Annotated in this window: 3 protein-coding genes; 2 read left to right on the top strand and 1 reads right to left on the bottom strand. The window is 72.7% G+C overall.

The features are described from left to right. Positions 1-56: 56 nt before the first annotated feature. Positions 57-878, bottom strand: coding sequence for an SAM-dependent methyltransferase (locus AB0M20_RS35780; RefSeq protein ID WP_364305000.1), 822 nt, complete (start codon positions 876-878; stop codon positions 57-59). A 132-nt stretch (positions 879-1,010) separates the two neighbouring features. Here AB0M20_RS35780 and AB0M20_RS35775 point away from each other — a divergent pair, with 132 nt between their 5' ends. Then, on the top strand, positions 1,011-2,006 hold the full coding sequence (locus tag AB0M20_RS35775) for a sigma-70 family RNA polymerase sigma factor (protein ID WP_364304998.1): 996 nt from the start codon (positions 1,011-1,013) through the stop codon (positions 2,004-2,006). Between the two features lie 82 nt (positions 2,007-2,088). After that, positions 2,089-2,881 (top strand): SgcJ/EcaC family oxidoreductase (locus AB0M20_RS35770; RefSeq protein ID WP_364304996.1); only part of this gene is annotated, 793 nt, incomplete at its 3' end.

Here is a 2,881-nt window from a genome sequence, read left to right as displayed (position 1 = left end):
GCTGATCGAGCGGATCCGCCTCGGCAGGGGTGGCCGAGCTGCCCGTCTCGGAGAAGTCACGCGTCGAGACTAGCGATCGCTATGCGCTCCCCGGGAAAGACAGTCAGCGTGCGGCCGGCCGGTCTGAGCAGCCGCTCCTGGTGCTCCTCGGCGCCGAGGTCGCGCAGCGTTGTCAGGCCGTGCACGGCGAGGCGGGCGGCGACCTCATGCGGATGGTAGGCGCTGCGCCAGCGCAGGCGGCGGGACCACCGGTCGTTCTCGGCCCGGTCGGCCACGTCGCGGGGGAGATAGGTGAGGATCACGCGGCTGCCCGCCGGCAGGGTGCCGGCGTACGCGAAGACCCGCTCGACCGCCTCGTCGGGCAGATACATCGTCACGGCCTCGCAGAGCAGCAGGGCCGGCGCGTCGCCGGCCGTCGCGCCCGCCAGCAGCTCACCGGCCGCGGGCTCGGTCAGGTCGATCGGGACGTACGTGACGTGCCCGGCCGGCGCGCGCACCGCGGCCTTCTTCACCTCCTGCACGCCGGGCAGGTCGAACTCCCAGACGCGTGCGGCGGCCATCTCGGGCAACCGGTACGGCCGGGTGTCCATCCCCGCGCCCAGGATCACCACCCGGGTCACTCCCGCCGCCAGCGCCGCCCGGCACTCGTCGTCGATCGCCCGGGTGCGGCACACCACCGCGCCGTAGAACCCCGGCCCGGCCCGCTCCAGCGCGCTCAGGAAGAGTCGCCGCAGCGGCCGGTGCGCGACGACGACGGCGGGCCAGCCGGACAGCATCCCGGTGACGAGCGGATCGTCGAACAGCGGCCGCGGCTCGTGCTGCTCCAGCGCCCGCATCAGGGCGACGCCGTCCGCCGTCTTCTCGGCGCGCACCCTCACGCCGCGATCCCCTCGGACACCGTGTCACCCATCCGGACACCGTCTCATATGGACTGACCTGTGTCATGCCCGCGCCTCTGACAGCGCGGCGGTTTCGAGGTAGCTTCGCGTGGTGAGAGGTAGCTTCGCGTGGTGAGCGGGACCGGGGACACGCAGTTGCTGGCCGCGGCGCGGGCGGGCGACGGCGACGCCTTCGGCCGGTTGGTCGGGCCGCTGCGCGACGAGCTGCGTGCGCACTGCTACCGCATGCTCGGATCGGTGCACGACGCCGAGGACGCCGTCCAGGACACCCTGGATCGGGCCTGGCGCGGCCTCGACCGGTTCGAGGACCGCGGATCGATCCGGCCCTGGCTGTACAAGATCGCCACCAACCGGTCGTTGACCATCATCGAGCGCCGGGGCCGTCGCGAGTTGCCGGCCGATCTGAGCCCGGGTGCGCCGCTGACCGAGACGGCGTGGCTCGAGCCGTACCCCGATCAGATGATGAGCTGGTCGGCCCGGCTGAGCCCGGAGGCCCGGGTGGTCGCGCGGGAGAGCGTCGAGCTGGCGTTCGTCGCCGCCCTGCAGCACCTGGCCGCCCGGCAGCGGGCGGTCCTGCTGCTGCGCGAGGTCCTCGGCTACGCGGCCGGCGAGGTCGCCGACCTGCTGGACACGACGGTCCCCGCGGTGAACAGCGCGCTGCAGCGGGCCCGCAAGGTGCTCGCCGACCTGCAGCTGGGCGCCAGTCAGCACCGGACGCTCGACGAGCTGGGCGAGGCCGCGCAGCGGGACCTGGTCAAGCGGTACACGACCGCGTGGGAGACCGGGGACGTCGACGCCATCGTGGCGATGCTGACCGACGACGCCCGCTACTCGATGCCGCCGCTCACCGAATGGTACGAGGGCCGCACCGGGATCCGCGGGTTCCTGGACGACGCGGCGCGCGGGTACCGCTGGCGCTTCCTGCCGGTTCGGGCGAACGGGCAGGTCGCGTTCGGCACGTACCGGTGGGACGACGAGCAGGGCGCGTACGTGCCCGGGGGTCTGGACCTGCTGGTGCTGCGCGGCCGGCGGGTCGCCGAGGTGGTCTCGTTCCTCGACGCCGACTTCGCGGCCTTCGGACTGCCGGCCCGCCTCGCCGGGAATTGATGCGCCGATCAGCGATGAGTTCGCTGTCCGGCCCGGGTTGTCACGGTGAAGGATCCATCAACCGAGGAGGACCGAGCGAGCCATGCCCACCGACGAGGAACTCATCCGGACCCTGATCGAGCGCTGGGCCGAGGCGGTGCACAGCGGCGACCTCGCGACGGTTCTGGCCGATCACGCCGACGACATCGTGATGTTCGACGTGCCGCCGCCGCAGCAGGGCGTGCGTGGCATCGACGCGTACCGGGAGAGCTGGCCGCCGTTCTTCCAGTGGCAGGCCGGCGGCGCCTCGTTCGAGATCGAGTCGCTGGACGTCACGGCGGGCGGGGACGTCGCGTTCGCGTACGCCCTGCTGCGCTGCGGCACCGAGGAGGAGTTCGCCGCGCACCCCGACACCCGGCTGCGGCTGACGCTCGGGCTGCGCAAGCAGGACGGCCGCTGGGTGGTCACCCACGAGCACCACTCCTTCCCGGTCGGCGCGAACACCTCGGCCGACCCCACCGCCGACGAGGACGGCCTGCGCCGTCTGCACCAGGACTGGTTCGACAGCACCGCGGCCAAGGACCTCGACGGCCTGATGGCGCCGATCGCCGACGACATCGTCTCGTACGAGCACGAGCAGCCGCTGCAGTACGTCGGTGTCCGAGCCGTCCGCGAGGTCTGCCAGGCCGGCCTCGACGCGTCCGGCGACGGCACCGCGACCTGGACGGTTCCCGACATGAAGATCGTGACCGACGGCGATCTCGCGGTCTCGTGGGGCCTCAATCGCGTTGAGGCCCAGGGCGTCGAGAGCTGGTCCCGCGGGACCCGCGTCTTCCAGCGCAGGAACGGCGCCTGGCGGCTGACGCACCAGCACCTCTCCTACCCGTGGAACCCGG

It is taken from the genome of Actinoplanes sp. NPDC051633, from assembly GCF_040681735.1.
Lineage (GTDB): Bacteria > Actinomycetota > Actinomycetes > Mycobacteriales > Micromonosporaceae > Actinoplanes.
The sequence above is the reverse complement of the archived record's forward strand: the minus strand, read 5'-3'. Positions and strand labels throughout refer to the sequence as shown.